Origin of the sequence: Nonomuraea sp. KM88 (genome assembly GCF_052245635.1) — a bacterium.
GTDB lineage: Bacteria > Actinomycetota > Actinomycetes > Streptosporangiales > Streptosporangiaceae > Nonomuraea.
The window spans coordinates 89,376-112,141 of sequence record NZ_JBQQCC010000003.1 but is presented as its reverse complement, the minus strand read 5'-3'; the positions used below and the strand labels follow the sequence as shown (position 1 = coordinate 112,141).

The window sequence follows — 22,766 nt, the reverse complement described above, 5'->3', positions numbered from 1 at the left end:
GCAGGCTACGCCAGCGCCACGGGGAGCGTGCCGACGCCGTTGATGAAGTTCGACGGCAGCCAGGTCACCGGGCCCGTCACCGTGATCGCCGACACGCTCGCCCGCAGCTCGGCCAGCAGCGCGCGGATCTCGGCCCGGGCGAGCTGGGCGCCCAGGCAGAAGTGCGGGCCGTGGCCGAACGTGAGGTGCCGGTTCGGCGTCCTGCCGACGTCGAACCGGTCCGGATCGTCGAAGACGGCCTCGTCACGGTTGGCGGACACCGTCCACAGCGCCACCACGTCACCGGTCGCGACCTGCCGCCCGGCCAGCTCCGCGTCCCGCGTGGCGATCCTCCCGACGTGGGCGGCGGGGGTGGTCCAGCGCAGGATCTCCTCGACGGCGGGGTCGACGAGCGCGGGGTCGTCGCGCAGGCGCGCCCACTCCTTGTCGTACGTGGCCAGCGCCAGCAGCCCGCCGGCCATCGCCAGGCGGGCCGTCTCGTCGCCGCCGATGATGAGGTTGTAGCAGTTGAGCAGCACCTCCTCCTCGGTCAGGTCGCTGCCGACGAGCAGGCTGATCACGTCGTCGCCCGGCGCCCGCCTGCGCCGGGCGGCCAGGCGCGTGTAGTAGAGCAGGATCTCGCTCTGGGCGATCATCGCCGCCGGCGGCGTGCTCCCGGCCCGCGGTCCGGCCTGCTGTCCCGCCGGCGTCTCGCCCAGCATGGCCTCGCCGGTCAGCTCCAGCACGCGCTGCCGGTCCTCCTCGGGGACGCCGAGCAGCTCGCAGATGGCACGCAGCGGCACCTGGGCGGCCACCTCCGCCACGAAGTCGCCGCCGCCGCGCCGCACGAACGCACCGAGCAGGTCGCGGGTGGCCTCCTCGATCGAGCGCGTGATGGGGCCGAGCGCGCGCGGGCCGAAGCCGGGCGTCAGCAGGCGGCGCAGGCGGGCGTGCTCGGGCCCGTCCGTGACGACCAGCATCTTGCCCGCGCCGGGATCGTGCCCGCGCAGGAGAGTCCGCAACATGTTGCCCTGGAGCGAGCTGAACGTGTCCGGGTCGCGCACGACGCGCAGCACGTCGGCGTGGCGGGTCACGCTCCAGAACCGCTCGTGCCTGCGCACCGGGTCGTGGGCGCGCAGCCAGCGCCACACGGGGGTGAGGTCGTGGGCGGCGTGGAGCGCGGGATCGAGCAGGTCGAGCGCGTCGATCCCGGCCGGGTCGGGGCCGGGCCTCATGAAGATTCCAGCTCGTCCAGGAGGTCGCCGAGCGGGTCGTCGTCCGGGTCGCTCAGGACGCGGGAGATGAGCTCCTCCAGCGGCAGCTCCTCCAGGAACAGCTCGATGGGCGCCTCCAGGCCGAAGCGGTCGCGCAGCTCGCCGACCAGGAAGACGGCGGTCAGGGAGTCGCCGCCGGCGGCGAAGTACGTCCTGGTCAGGTCCTGCCTGCCGGCCAGGTCCAGGGTGGTCAGGAACAGCTCGGTCACCGCGGTCCTGGTGTCCAGCGGCTGTTCGGGTTCGGGAGGCGGCGGGGCTCCGACGGTGAGCGCGCCGTGGTGCTCGCCCGCGAACGGGTACGTGGGCAGGTGGACCCGCCGCCCGCCGGTCTGCGGCCAGGCGACGTCCTCGCCCCGCACCCACGCGTCACCCAGCGCGGAACGGCCTCCGGCCGCCGCTTCTCCGACCGCCCCTTCTCCGTGCGCGGCGAGCGCGGCCAGGGCGGCGGCGGCCTCGGCGCGGGTCGTGGCGGCCACGTAGGCGCGGGTGTCCAGGGCGGCGCGGCCCGTGGCCAGGGTGCAGGCGACATCGGCCAGCGAAGGCGCGCCGGGAGCGCGCAGCGCCTCCGCCAGCCGTCCCGCCGCCGTGGCGAGCTGGGCGGGGGTTCGCGCCGACAGCGGCAGCACCAGCGGCGGTCCGTCCCCGAGAACCGGGGCGGGTCCCTCCTTCCCGCGCGCCACGGCGGGACCGCTGTCCCCGCGCCACGGGGCCGCCGCGCGCGTCCCCGTGCTCGAAGCGGGAACGGGGGGTTCTGAGAGGACGACGTGGACGTTCGTGCCCCCGATGCCGAGGGAGGAGACTCCGGCCAGGCGCGGGCCGGTCGCGGGAGCGACCCAGTCCGCGGTGGTGGTGAGCAGGTGGAACGGGGTGGAGTCGAGGTCGAGGTCGGGGTGGGGGCGGGTGACGTTCACCGTGGGGACCATCGTGCGGTGCCGGAGCATCAGCGCGGCCTTGATCAGCCCGGTGACGCCCGCGGCCGCGTTCAGGTGGCCGACGTTGGACTTCACGGAGCCGATCGCGCACCCGGACGCGCCGGCGAAGGCCGCGGCGGCGGCCGCCACCTCGATCCGGTCGCCGAGGTCCGTCCCGGTGCCGTGCGCCTCGAGGAACTGCGCGTCCGCGGGTTCGAGACCGGCCGCCGCCCACGCCTCGACGATGGCGGTCGTCTGCCCGTCCACGCCGGGCGCGGTGAACCCCACCCGCCCGGCGCCGTCGTTGCTGAGCGCCGTGCCGCGGACGACCGCGTGGATCGCGTCGCCGTCGGCCAGGGCGTCCTCCAGGCGTTTGAGCACCACCAGCCCGACGCCGTTGCCGCCGACGGTGCCCCCCGCCTTCTCGTCGAAGGGCCGGCACCGCCCGTCGGGCGAGAAGATGCCGCCGGGCTCGTACAGGTATCCCCGCCTGTACGGCGAGTCGATCGACACGCCGCCGGCCAGCGCCAGGTCGCACTCGCTGAGCAGGAGCGCCTGGACCGCCATGTGCACGGTGGCCAGCGACGTCGAGCAGGCCGTCTGCACGGTCATGCTGGGCCCGGTCAGGTTCAGCCGGTACGACAGCCACCCGGCCATGAACTCCCTGTCGGTGAACATCCGCACCTGCAGGGGCCCGAGCCGGGCCCGCAGCCCCGGATCGAGCTGCGCGGCGAGCGCGTGGTCGCTGGGCTCGCCGCCCACGTACACGCCGGTCCTGTCGGGAGCCGCGCGCGGGTCGTGCCCCGCGTCCTCCAGCGCCGACCAGGCCGTCTCCAGCAGCTGCCGCAGCTGCGGATCCAGGGCCCGCGCCTCCGCCGCGCCGAACCCGAACAGCTCGTGCTCGAACCGGTCCGCGTCCGCCAGGAACCCCTTGGACGGCACGTAGCCGGGATGGCGCAGCTCGTCGGCGGGCACGCCGTCGGCCAGCAGCTCCTCCTCGTCGAAGTCGGCGATCGAGCAGACGCCGTCGCGCAGGTTGGCCCAGAAGGCGGCCACGTCGCGGGCTCCGGGGAAGCGGCCGCTCATCCCCACGATGGCCACAGCAGGTGCGTCGGTCATTCGTTACCCTCTCTGTGCTTTCCTGCGCGCGGCGAGCCGTTCGCGCCTGCTCTGGCCGCGCAGTCTCGCCGCGCCGACGTCCGCCCCAGCTGGAGAGCCGGCCGGAGAGCCGGCCGGAGACCCGGCGGGAGAGCCGGCGGGGCGGTCCAGCCGGTCGGCGAGGGCGGCGACCGTCGGATGCCGGAAGAGGTCGACCAGCTTGAGCCCGCCGTCCCCGCCGCGCTCGCGCAGCGCCGCCAGAACGGCCAGCAACCTGATCGAGTTGCCGCCCAGGTCGAAGAAGTTGTCGTGCGTGCCGACCCGCTCCAGGCCGAGCGCCTCCGCCCACACCTCCGCCAGCAGCCGCTCGGTCTCCGTGGCCGGGGCGACGTAGGGGCGGCCCAGGTCGGGGCGGGTCGGCGGCGGCTCGGGCAGCAGCGACCTGTCCACCTTGCCGGACCTGTTGACGGGCAACTCCGGCAGGAGGACGACCGAGTCGGGCACCATGTAGCCCGGCAGCCGGTCGCCGAGCCACGCCCGCAGCCGCGCGGCGGGTGGCGGCTCGCCGTCCGCCACCACGTACACCGCCAGCCGGTCACCGCGCACGGACGCCGCCGCCACCGACACCCCGGGGTGCGCCGCGAGGACGGTCTCGATCTCGCCCAGCTCCACGCGGAAGCCGCGCAGCTTGACCTGAGTGTCGACCCGGCCGAGGTAGGACAGCACTCCGTCGGTGTCGTACCTGCCGAGGTCGCCCGTCCGGTACATGCGCTCGCCCGGCGGCCCGTACGGGTCGGCGACGAAGCGCTCCGCGGTCAGCCCGGGCCGGTTGGCGTAACCCCTGGCCATCCCCGCCCCCGCCAGGTAGATCTCCCCGGCCACCCCCACGGGCACGGGACGCAGCCGCTCGTCCAGCACGTACGCCCGGCCGTTGGCCACCGGGCGCCCGATCACCACGGGCCGCCCCGGCGACAGGTCAGCCGTGGTCGCGTAGACGGTGGTCTCGCTCGGCCCGTACGCGTCCACGATCCGCCGCCGCGGCGTCGCCCAGCGCTCCACCAGTTCGGCCGGGCACGCCTCGCCGCCGACGGCCAGCGTGCGCAGGTCCGGCAGCGCCGTCTCGCGCGCGTCCGGCGGGCAGGGCAACGACATGGCGGCCGACGGCGGCAGGAAGGCGTAGGTGACGCGGGAGTCGCGCAGGCGGGCGTACAGGTCCTCGCCGAGCCGCTCGCACTCGCCCGCGACGTGCAGCTCCGCCCCCGCGACGAGGGAGAAGAACACGTCGGACACGGCCACGTCGAACCCGAACGACACGTACTGCAGCACCCGGTCGTCGCCGGTCACGGGGAACTGGTGGCGTACGGCGGTGGCCAGGTTCAGCAGGGCCCGGTGCTCGACGGCGACGCCCTTGGGGGTGCCGGTGGAGCCGGAGGTGTAGAGGATGTAGGCCGTGTTCGCGGGTTCGGGCCGCGCCGCGAGCACCGGCCCGACCGGGGGGATGGGGGCGTGGCCGTCGGGGGCAGCCACGGGCACGCCGAGGTCCACGGGCTCGGTCGCGATCAGCAGCCGCACCCCCGCGTCGCCGATCATGAACGCCAGCCGGGCCGCCGGATGCCCGGGATCGAGGGGCACGTACGCGCCTCCCGCGCGCAGGACGGCGAGCGCCGCCACCACCATGTCCGCGCCTCTGGGCAGGCAGAGCCCCACGGGGATCTCCGGCCCGACGCCGGCCGCGCGCAGCCGGCCGGCCAGCCGGTCGGCGCGCTCCAGCACCTCCCGGTACGTGAGCGCGGTGGCGCCGCAGACGAGGGCCGTGGCGCCGGGACGTTCCGCGGCCCGTTCGGCCACCAGGTCGGGAACCAGGCGGGTGCCGGTGGGGGCGGCCGTGCGGTTCCACCCCTCGACGATCAGGCGGCGGTCCGCCGCGGGGAGGAGGCCGGCGGCGCTCACGGGCCGGCCGGGTTCGCCGAGCAGGGCGTCGAGCAGCGTCGCGAAGGCGCGTGCCCAGTGGCGCACGGTCTCCCGGTCGAACAGGTCGGCCCGGTAGACGAGGTGGGCGGCCAGCTCGCCGGCCTGCCGCTCGACGTTCATGAGCAGGTCGAACTTCGCGTCGTCCAGCAGCAGCTCGACGCGCTCCGCGGTGGCGCCGGGCAGGTCGAGGGCCAGCAGGGTGTCGTCGTCGTAGGCCAGCATCACCTGGACGAGCGGGTCGTGGCTCAGCTGCCTGCCGGGGGCGAGGGCGTGCACCACGGCCTCGAACGGGGCCTCGTGGTGCGGCCGGGCCGCGAGGAGGCGCTCGCGCACCTGGCCGATCAGGTCGAGGAACGCGGGGTCGTCCGACAGGTCGGCGCGTACGGCGAGCGTGTTGACCAGCAGGCCGATCATGTTCTGGACGTCCGGGTGGTCGCGGCCGGCGACCGGGACGGCGATGACCAGGTCCCGCTGGCCGCTGATCCTCGCCAGGAACGTGGCGAACGCCGCGAACATCACCATGTACGGCGTCGCGTTCCGCTCGGCGGCGACCTCGGCCAGCCGCCGGCGCGTGCCGGAGGGCAGCGGGACGCGTACGACGCCGCCCGCCGCCGACTGCACGGCGGGGCGGGGCCTGTCGGCGGGCAGGGCGAGCGTCGTGGGCGCGTCCTCGAGCGTCTCCGTCCAGAACGCGACGGAGTCGTCCATGGCGTGCAGCCGCTCCCGCTGCCAGACGGCGTAGTCGGGGTACTGCGGCGCGGGCTCGGACGGCGCGGCGTCCGCCGGTGACTCGCCGGGGGAGGCGAGCCGCCGGTAGGCGCCGGAGAGCTCCTCCAGCAGCAGCCGCAGCGACCAGCCGTCGCACACCAGGTGGTGGACGGTCAGCAGCACGAGGTGGTGCTCGCCGCCGAGGACGTACACCACGCACCGCAGCAGCGGCCCCGCCTCGACGTCGAACGGCGCGGCCGCCTCGGCCTTCATGAGCGCGTGCGCCCGCGCCGCGGGCACGTCCGGCTCGACGCGCAGCGCGGCCTTCCCCTCCTCCGCGACGACCTGGAGGTAGCCGCCGTCGTGCGGCTGGAACACCGTGCGCAGCGACTCGTGCGCGGCGACCACGGCGTCCAAGGCCGCGCGGAACGCCGCGACGTCGAAGGGCCCGCGCACGGTGAAGGCCACGGGCACGTTGTACTGGGCGGTGCCCGGGTTGAGCTGGTCGAGCACCAGCATTCTGGCCTGCGCCGGCGACACGGGGAACTCGTACGTCTCCATCACGACTCCCGGAGGATCGGCTCGATGACTGCGGCGATCTCGGCGGCGGGCCCGGGCCTGAGCAGGTCGCTGTGCCCGCAGTCCAGGTCGTGGACCCGCACGTGGCGGGCGGAGCCGCTCCAGCGCTCCGCCTTGACCGCCGAGCCGACGTCGCCGGGCTGGGCGGTGGCCGAGAACAGCAGCACCGTCCCGTCGTAGGGCGGTGGCCGGTAGGTGACGGCCAGCCGCAGATGCCCGGCCACCGTCCCGGCCACCGCCGACAGGTGCTCGCCGGCCAGCCCCGACAGCGGGCCCTCGCTTCCGCGCACGGCGGCGAACACCCGCTCCCGCTCCAGCCGCCCCGGCTGCGCGTAGGGGTGCAGCGTCCGGGTGCGCAGCAGGATGGTCAGCGCCTCCTGCTCGACCTCGTCGGGGTCGGGCTCCACGCCCGGCGGCCAGGGGACCGCGTCCAGCGAGGCGACCAGCCCCACCTGCCGGCCCTCCTCCCGCAGCCGGGCGGCCATCTCGTACGCGAGCAGCCCGCCGAACGAGTGCCCGAGCAGCAGGTACGGCCCCTCCGGCCGGACCGCGAGCAGCCGCGCCAGGTAGTCGTCGGCCAGCTCCCGCATGGTGCCGGGCAGCCGCCAGGCGCCGTCACCGAGCACCGGCGACTGCAGGGCGTGCACCGGCCGGTCCTTCGGAAGGTGGGGGAGCAGCGCGGTGTACGACCAGCCGATGCCCCGGCCGGGGTGCACGCAGAACAGCGGCGCCCGCCCGCCCTCGGCCCGGAGCGTCAGCAGCGGCGACAGGTCCAGCTCGGCCGGAGCCCGATCGGAGCGCGCGTCGAGCCGGATGGCGAGTTCGGCGGGCGTGGGGGCCTCGAACAGGGCGGCGATGGAGGTGCGGACGCCGATCGCGGACTCGATCGCGGCGGTGAGCCGCATGGCCAGCAGCGAGTCCCCGCCGGAGGCGAAGAAGTCGGTGTCCGCGCCCGCCTCCGGCAGCCCGAGCACCTCGGCGAACAGGACGCACAGGTGCTTCTCGCGCGCGGAGCGCGGCTCCGCGGGGTCGTGCGGGCTCGCGGCGGGCCGGGGACCGGCGTCCTGGGAGGCGGCGCGCGGCCCGTCGAGCGGCCCGTCGAGCGGCCCGTCGAGCGGCCCGTCGAGCGGCCCGTCGAGCGGCCCGTCGAGCGGCCCCGGGAGCGGCTTCGGAGGCGGGACGGCGGGCAGGGCGGCGCGGTCGACCTTGCCGTGGGGGGTGAGCGGCAGGCGGTCGAGCGGCACGTACTGGGAGGGGAGCAGATACCTGGGCAGCCGGGCGGCGGCGTGCGCGCGCACCCGCTCCAGCGATCCGCCGGGCACCACGTACGCGACCAGCCGCCGGCCGCCTCCGGGCGCGTCGGCGGCGGCGACGACCGCGCGGGTCACGTCCGGCGAGCTCTCCAGCACCGACTCCACCTCGCCGGGCTCGATCCGGTGGCCGCGGATCTTGAGCTGGCCGTCGGCGCGGCCGGCGAACTCCAGCTCCCCGCCGAACGTCCACCGCGCGAGGTCTCCCGTACGGTACATCCGCTCGCCGCTCGCGAACGGGTCCGCCACGAAGCGCTCCGCCGTCAGCCCGGGCCGGCCGAGGTAGCCGCGGGACAGGCCCGTCCCCGCGATGTACAGCTCACCGACGACGCCGGCCGGGGCCGGGCGCAGGCGCGCGTCCAGGACGTACACGCGCGTGTTGTCCAGCGGCCGGCCGATCGGCACCGGTCCGCCTTCCGGTCCGCTCCCTGGGCCGTCCCCCACGGGATGGGCGGTGGCGAACGTCGTCGTCTCCGTGGGGCCGTACCCGTTGACCACCCGCGCGCCGTGCCGTGCGGCCCGGCGGACCGCGTCCGGCGGCAGCACGTCGCCCCCCGCCCACACCTCGCCCGCCGCGGCCAGTGCCGCGGGCGCGAGGTCGGCCACGGTGCGGAACAGCTCGGCCGTCAGCCACACCGCGTCCAGCCGGCCGTGCAGGATCGTGTCGGGATGGAGCGGGCCCGGCGGGGCGATGACGACGGTGCCGCCGTTCAGCAGCGGCGCCCACACCTCGTACGTGGCCGCGTCGAACGTGTGGGGGCTGTGCAGCAGCACCCGCCGGTGCCCGGCGAAGCGCCGGTCGGCGGCCAGTTCCGCGACGTTCTCGTGGGTGACGACGACGCCCTTGGGTGCGCCGGTGGAGCCGGAGGTGTACATGACGTAGGCGGCCGAGCCGGGGTGCGCGGGTTCCGGCGGGACACCGTCCCCGCCCCCGTCCCCCTCGACGGCCAGCGGGCTGGTCAGGACGGTGCGTGCGCCGCTGTCGGCGATGATCCGGTCGAGGCGGTCGCGCGGCTGCCCGGGATCCAGCGGGACGTAGCAGCCGCCCGCCTTCAGCACCGCCAGCTGGGCGACCACCAGGTCAGGCGAGCGGTCCATGAGCAGCGCGACCGGCGCCTCCCGGGCCACGTCGAGCCCGGCCGCGACCTGGCCGGAGCGGGCGTCCAGCTCGGCATAGGTGAGGGCGAGCCCGCCGTGCTCGACGGCCACGGCGTCCGGGGTGCGGGCCGCCTGCGCCGCGAACCGCTCGGGCACCGACCCGCCCGCCCGCGCCCGCGTGGCGCCGTTCCAGGTCACGAGAAGCCGCCGCGTCTCCGCCTCGGGAAGCACGTCGCCGCTCTCCGAGCCCTCGGCCACCCGCTCGAACGCCCGGGTCAGGCGGGCCATGACGGCCTCGGCCTCGGCGCGGCCCACCAGGTCGGCGCGGTGGCCGAGCCGCAGCCACAGCCGCTCGCCGGCCACGACCGTGACGGTGAGCGGGTAGTGGGTGGCGTCGCGCACCTCGGTCAGGCGGACGCCGGAGGAGGCCAGGCCGTCGCGGGGGTAGTTCTCGAAGGCCAGCAGCGTGTCGAACAGCTCGCCGGCGCCGCGCCGCACGTCGGCGAGCCGTACGTGGTGGAAGGCCGAGAGCCGGGCCTGCTCCTCCTGCAGGTGCTCCAGCAGGAAGGGCTCGCCCGTCCTGACCCGGACCGGCAGCGTGTTGATGAACAGCCCCACCATCGACTCCACGCCCGCCAGTTCCGGCGGGCGGCCCGACACCACCGTGCCGAACACCACGTCCGAGCGCCCGGTCAGCCGCGCCAGCACCAGCCCCCACGCCGCCTGCGCCAGCGTGTTGACCGTCACACCCGACCGGCGCGCCCGCCGGCGCAGAGCCTGGCTCAGCTCCGCCGTCAGCTCGGTCTCCACCGTCCCCTGCCGCAGGCTCGCCGCGCTGTCGGCCGGGCTCGCGCCGGGCCGCAGCAGGGTCGGCCCCGGCAGGCCCGCGAGCGCGTCCCGCCAGGCCCGTGCCGCGCGCTCGCCGTCCTGGGCGCGCAGCCAGGCCAGATAGTCCCGGTACGGCGGCGCGGGCGGCAGCGTGCCCGCCCCCGTGTAAAGGCCGGCCAGCTCGCTCGCCAGGATCGGCATCGACCAGCCGTCCACCAGAAGGTGGTGCAGGGTCAGCACCAGCTCCCGCCGGCGCACCAGGGTGGCGCGGACCAGCGGCGGCCGGGTCACGTCGAACGGGCGCAGCAGGTCGGCCTCCAGGATGCGCTCCAGCTCGGCGTCCGACGGCGGGTCCACCTCGGTCCACGGCAGGCGCACCCGGTGCGGGATGACCTGCACCGGCCGGTCCAGCCCTTTGTGGCGGAAGCAGGCGCGCAGATTGGGATGGCGGCCGAGCAGGGTCTCCACGGCCGCCCGCAGCCGGGGCGGGTCCGCCGGCCCGTCGACGGCGAACCTGGCCTGGACGACGTACGCGTCGTCGCCGCCGTACAGGGCGTGGAAGAGCAGGCCCTCCTGCGCGGGGGAGAGCGGCAGCACGTCGGCCAGCGCGCGGCTCACCAGTCGCCGTCCAGGTCCGCTTCGAGCGCCTCGACCTGGCCTTGCGTCAGCTCGACCAGCGGGAAGTCCGAGCTCGTCGCGCCGCCCTCGCCCGCCTGCCCGGCCAGCTCGGCGAGCGCGCCGGACCAGAGCCCGGCCAGCTCCCCTGCGCGTTCCGCGCTGATCTCGGCGGCCGCGTAGGACCAGCTCGCCACCAGCCGGGCGCCGTCCCGGCCCGGTTGGGCGACGGCGTCCAGCTCCACCGCGTACGCCATCGGCGCCTCCGGCATGCCGGCCAGCTCGCCGTCGAACCTGCCCAGGTAGTTGAAGCGCAGGTCGGCGGCGGGCAGGGCGGCGAGCCTCGGCGCGGTGCCCCGGTTGAGGTGGCGCAGCAGCCCGTAGCCGAGCCCGCCCGACGGGACGGCGCGCAGCCGTTCCTTGACGCGCTTGAGCGCGGCGGCGGGCTCTCCCCGGGCGTCCAGCCGCACCGGGTGCTGGGTGGTGAACCAGCCGACGGTGGTGGAGACGTCGGCGTCGTCGGTGAAGGCGTCCCTGCCGTGCCCCTCGACGTCGACGAGCACCTCCGTACCGCCGCGCCAGCGCGCCACGGCGAGGGCGAGGGCGGTCAGCAGGACCTCGTCCGGCCCGCAGCGGAAGGCGGCGGGCAGGCGGGTGAGGACCTGACCGGTGAGGTCGGCGGGGAGCCGGGTGGTGAGGGTCGTGCGCGGGCCGCCGCGTCCCTTCCACCCCGGTGGCAGGAGGGTCGCGCCGCCCGCCGCCGTCTCCTCCCAGAAGGGCAGCTCCGCCACCCGCTCGGGACGTTCCGCCTCGGCGGCCAGCAGGCGCGCCCAGCGGGCGAACGACGTGCCCTGCGCAGGCCCGGCGGAGCCGGGCGAGCGCAGCAGCGCCTCCAGTTCGGGGCCGAGCAGGCGCCAGGAGACGCCGTCCACGGCGAAGTGGTGCGCGGTGACGACCAGCCGGTCCGGCGCGTGCCAGACGGCGGCCAGCATCCGCCCGCTCCCGGGATCGAGCGCCGCACCCGCGTCCGGCCGGGACGCGGCGTGCGGCGGGTCCGCGCCGTCCGCGCCGGCCGGCGCGGACGGGCCCAGGCCCGGGCCGGCGGCCACGCGGCTGAACGGGACCTCCGGCGCCTCCTCCGGAGGCAGGACCTCCAGCTCCCAGCCTCCCTCCGCGCCGGCGTCCGCGCCCCCGTCCACGCCGGCGTCCGCGTGGCGCAGCAGGCGCGTGCGCAGCGCCGCGTGCCGGGCCGTCAGCGTGCGCAGCGCCGCCCTGATCCGCTCCTCGTCCGTCCCTGCGGGCACGGGCACGGTCAGCGACTGCGTGAACGTGCCGAGCGGGCCTCCGTGCTCGCGCCACCAGTGCATGATCGGCGTGATCGGGAACCGGCCGGAGGGGGAGTCGGCGACGGTGCGTGCGCCGGCCCGGGCGACGGCTGCCAGCGCGGCCGGGGTCCTGGCGACGAACACCTCGCGCGGCGTGAGCCCGAGCCCGTCCGCCCTGGCCCGGCTGACGAGCTGGATCGCCGTGATGCTGTCGCCGCCCATCCGGAAGAAGTCGTCCTCCGCCCCCACCTCCGGCACGCCGAGCAGCTCGGCGAAGAGGGCGCAGAGCGCCGCCTCACGGTCCGTGGCCGGTTCGCGCGACGGACGCCCCGCCCGCCCCGCCACGGGCGGAGCGGGCAGCGCGGCCCGGTCCAGCTTGCCCTGCGGCGTGAGCGGCAGCGCGTCCAGCACCACCAGGTCGCTCGGCACCATCGGCGCGGGCAGCGCCGCCACGGCCCGGGCCAGGACGTCCGCGGTGTCGCACGAGCGGCCCTCGCGCGGCACCAGATAGCCGACGAGGCGGCCGTCGCGGGGCGCGACCGCCGCCCCGGCGACGCACTCGTGCCCGGCGAGCACCGCCTCGATCTCGGCCGGCTCGATCCGGTGGCCGCGTACCTTCACCTGGTCGTCCGCCCGGCCCAGGAACTGCACCTGGCCGTCGGCACGCCGGTGGGCCAGGTCTCCGGTGCGGTACATGCGCTCACCTGGCGGGCCGTACGGGTCCGCGACGAACCGCTCGGCGGTCAGCCCGGGCCGGCCGAGATAGCCTCTCGCCACGCCGGGGCCCGCGACGTACAGCTCGCCGGGGACGCCCACGGGCACCGGCCGCAGCCGGGCGTCCAGGACGTACAGGCGGTGGCCGGCGAGAGGACGGCCGATCGGGGGGAGGCCGCCGCCAGGGGTGAGCGGGTCGCTGACGCTGGCGGCGACCGTGCTCTCCGTCGGCCCGTACGCGTTCCAGAACCGCACGCCCGCCCACGCCGACACCAGCTCCGCCGGGCACACGTCGGCGCCCGAGGCCAGCCCTCGCAGGTCGGGGTAGTCGCCGGGCGGCACGGTCGCCAGCACCGCCGGCGGGACCAGCGCGAACGTGACCCGCCGCTCCCGCAACACGCGGCCCAGGTCCGCACCGATCAGCGGACCCGCGGGCGGGACGACGAGCGTGCCGCCCGAGCCGAACGCCATGCACAGCTCGGCCACCGAGATGTCGAAGGCCGGCGAGCCCAGCTGCGGTACGCGGCTGGAGGCGTCGAGCCCGAACGCGCTCACCAGGGTGCGGGTCAGGCTCGCGACGCCCGCGTGGCCGACCACGACCCCCTTGGGGCGGCCGGTGGAGCCGGAGGTGTACATCACCCAGGCGGCGTCGTGCGCCCGGATCGCCGGCAGCGGTCCCGCGTCGTGCGCCGGGGCCGGAGACGGCGGTCGTTCGTCGTGCGCCGGGTTCGGGGGCGGCGGTCCCGCGTCGCGCGGTCGGGCCGGGGGCGGCGGTCCGCCCGGCGCCGCCGCCGGTGACAGGCGCTCGATCGCCAGTTCCGGCAGCGTGCCCGGTTCGGCGACCAGCAGCCTCACGCCCGCGTCCTCGATCTGGTACGCGAGCCGTCCGAGCGGATGGTCGAGGTCGAGCGGCAGGTACGCGGCCCCCGCCCGCTGCACCGCCAGGATCGCCACCACCAGGTCCACCGAACGGCCGAGCGCCAGCGCCACCACCCGCTCGGGCCCCGCCCCGCGCTCGCGCAGCGCGCCCGCCAGGCGGTCGGCCCGCTCCAGCAGCTCCCGGTAGGTGAGCCGCTCGCCGTCCGACTCGACGGCGAGCGCGTCGGGCCTGCGCGCCGCCTGCCCGGCCACCAGTTCGGGCAGGCTCGTGAACGGCGACTCCGAGCCGAGGCCGCCCGACGTGTCGCCCGCTCTGCCGCCCGCGCTGTCCTCGGCGGGGCACGCAGGGGCCGGCGGCAGCTCGCCGGGAGGGACCAGGGCCGCCGCCGACACCGGCGCGTCCGGGTCGGCCACCAGCGAGCCGAGCAACGTCGTGAACGCCTCCGCCCAGGCCCGGACGACCTCGGGCGCGTACAGGTCGGTGCGGACCTCCAGGCTCGCCTCGAACCCGTCGTCGGCGTCGCGCACGATGCCGATCAGGTCGTGCTCCCCGCCGGTGTGCACCCGCTCGGGGTCGGCGATCTCCCGCAGCCGGGCCACGCTGTCCTGGCGGGGCAGGTGCATGAACACCCACTGGAACAGCGGCGAGCGCCCCGCCACCCGCACGGGGTCGACCGCCCGCACGATCCTGCCCACGGGGACGTCGGCGTGCGCCGTCACCTCGGGGAAGCCGGCGGTGAAATCCGACAGCGACTGCGCGAACGTGGTGTCCTCGCCGAAGCGCCAGCGGATCGGGACGGAGTTCATGACGTAGCCGATGACGCGGTCCAGGCCCTTGGCGGACCTGTTGGCCATGGGCGTGCCCGTGATCAGGTCGCGCTCGCCGGTCATCCGGTGCGCGAACACCGCGAACGCCGTCATCAGCACTCCGTACACGGTGGCGCCGCGCTCCTTCGCGAGAGCGCGCACGGCGGCCTCGGTGTCCCGTCCGACGCGGAAGGCGATCTGCTCGACGCCGAACTCGCCGCCCGGGACGGCCGAGCCGACGGTGAGCGGCCGCGGCGGGTCCGCCAGGTAGCGCCGCCACCAGGCGAGCTGGGCGTCGAACACCCCCGCCGCCTCCAGCTCGCGCTGCCAGCCGGCGAAGTCGGCGTACTGGATCACGGGGCGGCGCGGACGCGGTCCGGACCGGTCCGAGGTGCGGTCGCGCACGGCGCGGTAGGCCTCGGTCAGCTCGCCGTGCAGCACGTCGAACGACCACCAGTCGGTCGCGATGTGGTGCAGCGCCAGCACCAGCGTGGAGCGCGTGCCGTCCACGGTGATGAACTGGCCCCTGATCAGCCGCCCGCCGTCGAGGTCGAACGTACGGCGGCTGAAGGCGTGCAGCGCCTCCCGCAGGCCCACGCCCGTGCCGCGCAGGTCAAGCCGCTCCAGCTCGAACGGCTCCGCCGGCGGGAGCTCCACCCGCAGATCGCCCACCTCGCCCCTGATCCGCATGCGCAGGCTGTCGTGGTGGTCCTGCACGACGGTCAGCGCCGCCTCCAGGTCGGCGGGGTCCACGGGGGTGTCGAAGTGGTACGAGCAGCACAGGTTGAGCGCCGCCGTGTCCGGATAGAGCGACTCGAACACCCACAGATCCTCCTGCGCCGGGCTGAGCCGCACCGGTACGGAGGGGTCGCGCGGCGGCACGACGTCGGGGATCGCCTCCAGCCTGCCCGCCGCGACGAGCCGCCGCAGCAGCTCCACCCGGCGCTTCCCGTCGAGCGCGGCGAACCGCTCCGCGCTGCTGCCCCGTGACGCGGGTCCCGCGTGTCCCCCCGTCGATGTCACTGTCGATGTCACTGCCGACGTCACATGTCCTCCCGCAGCTCCGCGAGCCGTTCCAGCCCGGCCAGCACCTCGTTCACGCCGAGCCCGAAGTCGACGAAGCAGGCCACCTCGTCGCAGCCCAGGTCGGCCAGGTCGGCCAGGCTCTTGCGGCACGTCTCGGCGGAGCCGAGCAGGCTGCCCCAGGTCAGATAGCGCTGGAAGGCGAACTCGGCGAGCGTGCCGAGCTGCTCGTCGCTCAGCGTCGCCGCCCGGCCCCCGCCGCCCTTGTTCGCCGCGGTCTGCGCCACGTACGACCTGAGGTAGTCCTTGAGCGGGCCGCCCGCCCGTTCCCTGGCGTGCTCGTCCGTCTCGCCCACGTAGGTGTGGGCCATGAGCGTGACGGTGCCCCTGGCCGGGGAGCCGGGCTGCTCGGGGGCCCGGTCGTAGGCGTCCCGGTAGGCGCGGATCTTCCCGGCCAGCTCCTCGCGGGTCTGGCCGATGGTGGCGCCGAGGATGTTCGTCCGCGTCCGCCCGGCCGCCTCCCACGTCGCGGGGCTGCCCGAGGTCGTGGTCCACAGCGGCAGGTGATCGGAGTACGGGCGCGGCTGCGACGTCACCGTCACCGGCTGGCCCGCGCCGTCGGCGAACTCCACCGCCTCGCCCGCCCACAATCGCCGCAGCAGGGCGAGGTCGCGGAAGGCGCGCTCCCTGCGGTCCTCGTACGCGCCGGGGGCGAGCACGAAGTCCTTCGAGTGCCAGCCGGTCGCCACCGAGACGCCGGTCCGGCCGCGCGACAGGTTGTCGACGACGGCCCAGTCCTCGGCGACGCGCAGCGGGTGGTGCAGCGGGAGCACGAGGCTGCCCGCCCGCACGTGGATGCGCTCCGTGGCCACGGCCAGGGCGGCGCTGAGCAGGGCCGGGTTGGGGAAGACCTGCCCGACCTGCTGGAAGTGCCGCTCGGGGGTCCAGACGGCGGTGAAGCCGAGCCGGTCGGCGGCCTTCGTGATCGCCAGGATGTCGTCGTATTTCGTGGCGTGGCCGACGGTGCTCGCGTCGTCCGCGCCGAAGAACATCACGCTGAGGTCCATCAGAGCCTCCTGAGAGGACCGTCGCCTTCAGGCGATGGGGGAATCGGGAGCGGGAGGGCCGCCAAGGCTCGGGTGTTCAGTGGCAGAACCTCAGACACCGTCGCCTCCTGTGGATGGGATTGTGCTTGTGCTTTCGGGCATCGGTCAGGGCTTGGCCGTCGTCTCCCGCGTAAGGGGGGCGAGAAGCCGCTTCCTTCAGGGAGCGGAGGAGTCACGGTGCGCTTCTCCTCAGTGGCGGGTGCGCGGGATTCTGGGCAGGCGGGGGATGGCCGGCCCCTGGGCGGCGGTCAGCCGGGTGGCCAGTTCGGCGATGGTGGGAGCGTTGAAGAGGTGGCCGGCGGTGGCGGGCAGACCCTGCGCCGCGAGGCGCGCGGCGACCCGTACGGCCTGCAGGGAGTTGCCGCCGAGCGCGAAGAATCCGTCGTCGAGCCCGATCCGCGCGACGCCGAGCACGTCTGCCCAGACCGCCGCGATCCGCCGCTCCACATCGGTACGCGGCATCCGCGCCCGCCCTCCGTCCGGCCCAGGAGCGGTTCCAGGAACCCCGTCGGTTCCTGAGGACGGGTCGGGTGGTGCTGGGGAGGTAGGGGATATGTCGGGTATGGGCGGCAGGTCGATGGCAGAGACCGGTACGCCGGGGTCGGCGGCCATGGACTCCAGCGCCCGCACCAGCGCGTCCGCCAGCCACTCCATCACCGGCTCGGCGAAGGCGTCCAGGCGGTACTCGACGGTCACGGCGATACCACCGGGCGCTCCGTCGTCCCCGTAGTCATCCGTCACGTCGACCAGCAGCTCGAACCGGGCCGCCCCGGTCCTGACCACCTCGACCCGCGTCTCGGCGCCGGGCAGCGACAGTTCGGCCCGCACGTTGTTCTGCAACGCCAGCACCACGTCGACGAGGGGATGCCGCCCGGGGCGCCGTACCGGGCCGAGCTCCTGCACGACCCGCTCGAACGGCACCTCCTGGTGCGAGAACGCCTCCAGGTCCGTCTCCCGCACCCGCGACACCAGCTCGCCCGCGGACGGATCGCCCGACAGGTCGGTACGCAGGACGAGCAGGTTGACGAAGAAGCCGACCAGGTCTCCCACCTCGTCGCCGGACCGCCCCGCGACCGGCGCGCCGATGGGCAGGTCGGTGCCCGCGCCCGCCCGTTCGAGCACCACGGCCAGGCCCGCCTGCAGGACCATGAACAGCGTCGCCCCGCGTTCCCTGCCCAGCTCGACCAGCCGCCGGTGCAGGACGGGGCCGACCCTCGTCCGCACCGTGCCCGCCGCGCCCGCCGTGCCCGCTGTCTCCGCATCCCGCGTCCGGGGCCTGCGTGGAAGGGCGAGCGGTTCGGGCAGATCCGCCAGCGTCTTCCGCCAGTAGCCGAGCTCGGCGCCGGACAGCGCGTCCACCCGCGTACGGTGCCGCACCGCGTGGTCGGCGTACCGGACCGGCAGGGGAGGGAACGCGGCGGTCCGGCCCTCCAGCCGCTCCCGGTAGGCCCGCGACAGGTCGCGCATGAACGGCGGCAGCGACCACCCGTCGGTGGCGATGTGGTGCATGACCAGCAGCAGCGCGTGCTCGTCCGGTCCCGTCGTGAACAACACGGAGTGGATCGGCAGCTCGGCGCCCAGGTCGAAGCGGTGCCTCGCCGCCGCGGCCACCCGCGCGTCCAGCTCGTCCGGCGCCACCTCGACGGCGCTGAAACCGGGTCTGGCCTGCTCCGCGGGCAGCAGCCTCTGGGCAGGCTCCCCGTCGTGCGCGGCGAAGACCGTGCGGAGCGGCTCGTGCCGTGCCACCACGTCCTCCAGGGCGCCGCGCAGGGCCGCCACGTCCACGGAGCCGCTGAGCCGTACCAGCATGGGCATGTTGTAGGCCACGCCCGCGTCGATCTGGTCGAGGAACCACAGGCGGCGCTGCGCGAACGACAGCGGCAGCGCGCTCCCCGGTGGCGGGGAACCGTCCGTCACGCCGTTCCCGGAGTTGCTCGCAGGGGCGCCCACCAGAGCGCCGGCGGGCGCCGGGTCGTGGCGGAGGTCCGGGACGTGAGCGGCGACCGCGGCCACCGTCGGCCCTTCGAACAGGGTTCTGACGCCCACCTCCACGCCCAGCTCGGCGTGGATCCTGCTGAGGAGCCTGGCCACCGTCAGCGAGTCGCCGCCCAGCCTGAAGAAGTCGTCGGTCACCCCCACCTCCGGCACCCCGAGGACCTCGGCGAACAGCTCGCACAACCGCCGCTCCACCTCGTCGCGCGGCCCTTCGGCGATGGCCGGCTCGTACGACGGCGCGGGCAGGGCGGCGCGGTCCAGCTTGCCGGTGGCGGTCAGCGGCAACGCCTCCAGCACCACGAACGCCGACGGCACCATGAAGGCGGGCAGCGCCGCCGCAGCGTGGGCCCGCAGCGCCTCGCCGTCCACCGCGTCCCCGGGGCGCGGCACCACGTACGCGACCAGCCGCCGCTCGCCGGGCGTGTCCTCCCTGGCCACCACGCTCACCCGGGCGGCGGCGGGGTGGGCGGCCAGCACGGAGGCCACCTCGTCCGGCTCGACGCGGAACCCGCGGATCTTGACCTGCTCGTCGGCCCGCCCCACGTACTCCAGCGTTCCCGCGCGGCGCCGTACCAGGTCGCCCGTGCGGTACATGCGCTCGCCCGGCGCGCCGAACGGGTCGGCCACGAACCGCTCGGCGCTCGCCGACGGCCGTCCCAGGTAGCCCAGGGCCAGCCCCTCACCGGCCGCGTACAGCTCGCCGACCTCCCCGTCCGCCACCGGCCGCAGCCGCGCGTCCAGGACGTGCACCCGCTTGCCCCGCAGCGGCGTGCCGATGGGCACGGGCCCGCCGCCGGGGGTGATCGGGTGCGTGGTCATGAAGATCATGCCTTCGACCGGCCCGTAGCCGTTGCTCACCCGCAGGCCGGGATGGCGTTCGAGAGCGCGCCCGACGTGCGCGGGCGACGGCGCCTCGCCGCCGACGATCAGGTGCCGCACGCCGGCGAGCGCGCCGGGGTACTCGTCCACGATCACGTTGAACAGGCTGCTCGACAGGTACATGCAGGTGACCTGGTGTTCGGCGGCCAGCCGGGCCATCACCATCGGATCGGGCCGCTGCCCCGGGTGCAGCACGCAGGTGCCGCCGGACAGCAGCGGCCCCCACAGCTCCAGGGCGAACGCGTCCCACGACACCGGCGAGCACTGCAGCCACACCGCGTCGAACGGCGCGTAGTCCTGGCCCGTCACCGTGGCCACGATCGCCCGGTGCGGGGCGGCGACGCCCTTGGGCCTGCCGGTGGAGCCCGAGGTGTACATGACGCAGGCGACGCCGTCGTGGCGGGCGTCGTACGGCAGGGGTTCGAGCCCGGAGGGGGTGAGGACGGCGGCGGCGCCCGCGTCGGCCACCACGGCGCGCAGCCGTTCCTCGGGGAAGTCCGGGTCGAGCACCAGGTATCCGGCGCCGGCCTTCAGCACGGCCAGCAGCGCGACGACGAACTCGGGGCCGCGTTCCATGCGCACCCCGACCAGGCGTCCGGGCCGCACACCAGGGCCTTTCGCAGCCCGGGCCCCGAGCCGCGCGGCGAGGTCCGAGGCGCGCGCGTCCAGCTCGGCGTAGGTCAGCCGCTCGCCCGCGCCGATGAGCGCCGTCCTGCCGGGGGTCCGCGCCGCCTGCCGCGCGAAGACCTCGTGCACACCGCCGGGAGATCCGTTCGGCACGCCCATCGTCACGACCGGGTGAGGCTCGCCGGGCGCATGTCCGTCCAGTGCGTCTCGATGTAGGACAGGCACGCGGCCCGCGGGCTCTCCTCCAGCGCCACCCGCCAGCCCGCGGGTACGCCGATGCCGGCCGGCCAGAGCGAGTGCTGGTTCTCGTCGTTCACCAGCACCAGGTAGGAGCCGTTCTCGTCCTCGAAGGGGTTGGTGGTCATGGTCAGCCTCCCGCGGGTTGCTGCTCGAGGTCGGGGGTCAGGACGTCGATGTGGCGTACGGCGCGGCGGGCCAGCCCCCACAGGGCGGCGCCGGCGCCGAGCAGGCCGGCGATGAACAACATCGCCGCCATGCCGCTGCCCGGCCCGGTCCCGACGAGGGGCCGCAGCAGCCCGGCCAGGCCGGTTCCGGCCGCGGCCTGCGGTTCGAAGACCTGGTCGGCGAGCGGGCCGGAGAAGGCCATCGCGACCGGCGAGGAGATCTGCGAGACGAACATGACGGCGCCGAACACCCGCCCCTGCCGGTCCTTCGGCACCTTGGTCTGGATGATCGACTGCATCGAGCCGTTGACGATCGGCATGATCATCGCGCCGACGAGCATGGTCGCGGTCCAGGCGACGACGCCGTGCACCACGGCCGTCGCGATCTGCGCGCTCACGCACATGCCGACGACGCCGAGCATCATGCCGAGCGCCCGGTTCTTCGGGCCGCCCCATGCGGCCAGCAGCAGGCCGCCCGCGATGCCGCCGGCGCCGATGCCGGCGTTCACGCTGGCCAGCGCGGAGACGTCGCTGCCGGTCCTGGCCAGGATCATCGGCTGCACCACGGCGAACCCGAAGACCATCACCAGGTTGACCGTGAAGAACACCAGGATGAGCCCGCGCAGGCTGGGCTGGGCGAACAGGTAGCGCAGCCCTTCCAGCGAGTCGGCGGCGAGGCGCTTGCGCGTCCCGGCCTCGCCGGGCCGGTCGCCGTCCATGCGCACCAGGCGTACGGTGAGCAGCGCGACGGCGAAGCTCAGCAGGTCGATCCAGAGCACCACGCCGAGGCCGCCGGTCACCACCAGCAGCCCGGCCAGCGCGGGCCCGCCCACGTCGGCGACGCTCTTGGCGGTGGCGAGCAGGCCGTTGGCCCGCTGCAGCTGCTCCTTGCCGACCAGCAGCGGCACGGCCGACGACAGGGCGGGAAACTGGAAGGCGGCGGCGGCGCCGAGCAGCGCGACGGTGACGTAGACCTGCCACAGGTGCAGGTCTCCGAGGAAATAGACGGCCGTCATGGCGGCGACGGCGACGAGCCCGCCGAGATCGGCCAGCTGCAGGGCGGTGCGCTTGCGGAAGCGGTCGACGATGGCGCCCGCGGTGGGGCTCAGCAACATCTGGGGCAGCAGCGCGCAGAGCGACAGCGCCACCACCTGGGTGACCTGGTGGTCGACCGTCCATGCCTGGATGACCAGGGAGAAGCGGAGAACGGAATTCCCGATGAGGGTGACGACCTGGCCACTCCAAACCAGGCTGAATCTACCCATTCCAGAGAATCGCTGGATAAATCGGTTCTGTTGCGACGGTTGTTTGGACGATGGAGGTTCACCCATGTGTGCCCGAGGCCCTTCTGATGAAAGGAACCCTGAGGTGGCCTACCGTTCACAGCCGCCTCATGTGTACCTTCACACACCGTTTTGGGCGGAGCAATACGCTCTTTGTGGTTTTGTAATTACGTCCTGTCAAAGGTCGAGGTCAGCCGCGCGGAGCGCCTCGGCGGTGACCGCATGGCGCATCTCGCGGATGCCGTCGCGGCCCCGCACCGGATGCACGGAGTTCGTCAGCAGCACCACGGTCAGCCGGCGACCGGGATCGACGACGAGCGAGGTCCCGGTGAAGCCCGAATGCCCGTACGCGCCGTCCAGCGGTCCCACGATGGCCGGATCGCCGAGCCGCACCCCCAGCCCGTGGCGGAAGGGGGCGCCCTCGGCACCCTGGTCGCGCGTCATCTCCGCCACGCTCTCCCGGCTCAGCATCGGGCCGCCGCCGCGCCGCAGCGCCTCGCCGAAGGCGAGCACGTCCCCGGCCGTCGAGAACAGCCCCGCGTGCCCCGCCACACCGCCCAGCGCGTAGGCGGTCTCGTCGTGCACCTCGCCCCGCACGCAACCGGGCCCGGGGCGCTCCGCCTTCCACTCGGTCGCGGCCACCCGCGCCGGCGACGCGGGCCGGTAGCCGGTGCCGGACAGGCCGAGCACCTCGGTGATGCGGGCGCGGACCAGCGCGTCCAGCGGCGCGCCGCCGGCCAGCTCCGCGATCCGGCCCGCCACGACCATGCCGACGTCGCTGTAGAGGTAGGGCCCGCCGACCGGATGGACGATCGGCGTCTCCAGCATCGCGGCCATCCGCGCGGCGGCGTCCGCGCCGGGCAGTTCCAGGTCGATGCGGCGGGTCGGCGGCAGGCCCGCCGTGTGGGTGAGCAGGTGGCGCAGGGTGATCCGCCCGTCGCGCACGGGGATCCGGCGCGCCACGGGCTCGTCCAGGTCCAGCCGGCCCTCCTCGGCCAGCGAGAGCAGCACGACCGTGGTGAACAGCTTGCTGATCGAGGCCAGGTCGAAGATCGAGTCGCGGAGCGCCGGCGGGCGTTCCCCGGCCGGCGTCCCGTCCGCGTCCGCGTACCGTACGAGCTCGCCGGCCGCCGAGGCGGCGGCCACGGACCCGTTCACGGCGATCAGCGCGACCGCCGCCGAGCACACGCGCGACACCCCGTCCGCCAGGATCGTGTCCAGCCGGTCGTTCATCCCCGTCCCCTCATCCCCGTCGCGGTCCCGTCCGCGGTCCTGTCGGCGGTCCTGTCGCGGCCCTGTCGTGGTGTGGTGGCCTCAGCCGCTCAGCCGCTCAGCCGCTCAGCCGCTCAGCCG

At 75.3% G+C, this 22,766-nt stretch carries 10 protein-coding genes; all 10 read right to left on the bottom strand.

Annotation, left to right across the window (positions count from 1 at the left end):
- Positions 1 to 5: 5 nt before the first annotated feature.
- The 10 genes from ACTWPV_RS10145 to ACTWPV_RS10100 all read right to left on the bottom strand — a co-directional run bounded on the left by ACTWPV_RS10145 (position 6) and on the right by ACTWPV_RS10100 (position 22,646).
- Positions 6 to 1,214, bottom strand: a complete 1,209-nt coding sequence (locus ACTWPV_RS10145) for a cytochrome P450 (protein WP_443151536.1) — start codon at positions 1,212 to 1,214, stop codon at positions 6 to 8.
- On the bottom strand, positions 1,211 to 3,283 hold the full coding sequence (locus ACTWPV_RS10140; protein WP_443151535.1) for a beta-ketoacyl synthase N-terminal-like domain-containing protein: 2,073 nt from the start codon (positions 3,281 to 3,283) through the stop codon (positions 1,211 to 1,213). The genes ACTWPV_RS10145 and ACTWPV_RS10140 overlap by 4 nt, the downstream gene beginning before the upstream one ends.
- A 3-nt stretch (positions 3,284 to 3,286) precedes the next feature.
- Positions 3,287 to 6,502 carry a non-ribosomal peptide synthetase gene (locus tag ACTWPV_RS10135; protein ID WP_443151534.1) on the bottom strand — a complete coding sequence of 1,072 codons (3,216 nt, stop codon included), beginning with the start codon at positions 6,500 to 6,502 and terminating at the stop codon, positions 3,287 to 3,289.
- Positions 6,502 to 10,374 (bottom strand): amino acid adenylation domain-containing protein, encoded by a 3,873-nt coding sequence (locus tag ACTWPV_RS10130; RefSeq protein WP_443151533.1) that lies wholly within the window; start codon positions 10,372 to 10,374, stop codon positions 6,502 to 6,504. Before ACTWPV_RS10130 ends, ACTWPV_RS10135 begins: the two co-directional genes overlap by 1 nt.
- Positions 10,371 to 15,131 (bottom strand): amino acid adenylation domain-containing protein, encoded by a 4,761-nt coding sequence (locus ACTWPV_RS10125; protein ID WP_443151532.1) that lies wholly within the window; start codon positions 15,129 to 15,131, stop codon positions 10,371 to 10,373. The genes ACTWPV_RS10130 and ACTWPV_RS10125 overlap by 4 nt, the downstream gene beginning before the upstream one ends.
- A gap of 8 nt (positions 15,132 to 15,139) precedes the next feature.
- Entirely contained in the window at positions 15,140 to 16,186 is a 1,047-nt protein-coding gene (locus ACTWPV_RS10120) for a MupA/Atu3671 family FMN-dependent luciferase-like monooxygenase (protein ID WP_443151531.1), read from the bottom strand.
- Positions 16,187 to 16,414: 228 nt separating this feature from the next.
- Positions 16,415 to 19,885 carry a condensation domain-containing protein gene (locus ACTWPV_RS10115; RefSeq protein WP_443151530.1) on the bottom strand — a complete coding sequence of 1,157 codons (3,471 nt, stop codon included), beginning with the start codon at positions 19,883 to 19,885 and terminating at the stop codon, positions 16,415 to 16,417.
- A 2-nt stretch (positions 19,886 to 19,887) separates the two neighbouring features.
- Positions 19,888 to 20,091, bottom strand: a complete 204-nt coding sequence (locus ACTWPV_RS10110) for an MbtH family protein (RefSeq protein ID WP_347643010.1) — start codon at positions 20,089 to 20,091, stop codon at positions 19,888 to 19,890.
- A 2-nt stretch (positions 20,092 to 20,093) separates the two neighbouring features.
- Positions 20,094 to 21,395 carry an MFS transporter gene (locus tag ACTWPV_RS10105; RefSeq protein WP_443151529.1) on the bottom strand — a complete coding sequence of 434 codons (1,302 nt, stop codon included), beginning with the start codon at positions 21,393 to 21,395 and terminating at the stop codon, positions 20,094 to 20,096.
- 195 nt (positions 21,396 to 21,590) lie between these two features.
- A complete protein-coding gene (locus ACTWPV_RS10100; protein ID WP_443151528.1) occupies positions 21,591 to 22,646 on the bottom strand; it encodes a serine hydrolase domain-containing protein in 1,056 nt (351 codons plus the stop codon).
- Positions 22,647 to 22,766 lie beyond the last annotated feature (120 nt).